Annotated in this window: 1 protein-coding gene; it reads left to right on the forward strand. The window is 48.2% G+C overall.

The window, feature by feature from the left end; translation table 11 throughout:
- Positions 1-326 (forward strand): hypothetical protein (locus tag AB4484_RS26780; RefSeq protein WP_372081062.1); only part of this gene is annotated, 326 nt, incomplete at both ends.

The raw sequence follows: 326 nt of genomic DNA on the forward strand, positions 1-326 counted from the left end.
GGCGATTTAGGCTCTATTGTCGCTCAGGCGACAGGCTCGTTTGTTACCACTGAAGGTGCAGACCAAGTAGAGGTTTACGAACTACGCAATATCTCAACGCTGGAAGCGACGCTATCGTCGGGCAATGAAGGTATTAAGATCACTGAGATCACAGGTGCCGCTAATACGACTACCTACCAAGGGGCAACGGACCCAGGTGGAACGCCAATTTTTACACTAGTACTGACTGATGACGGTGCTTATACCTTTACCTTGCTTGGCCCTCTCAATCACGCTACGACACCAAATAACCTCGATACATTAACAATACCGTTTGATGTTGTTGC

It is taken from the genome of Vibrio sp. 10N.261.46.A3 (assembly GCF_041472995.1).
Taxonomy (GTDB): Bacteria; Pseudomonadota; Gammaproteobacteria; order Enterobacterales; family Vibrionaceae; genus Vibrio; species Vibrio coralliirubri.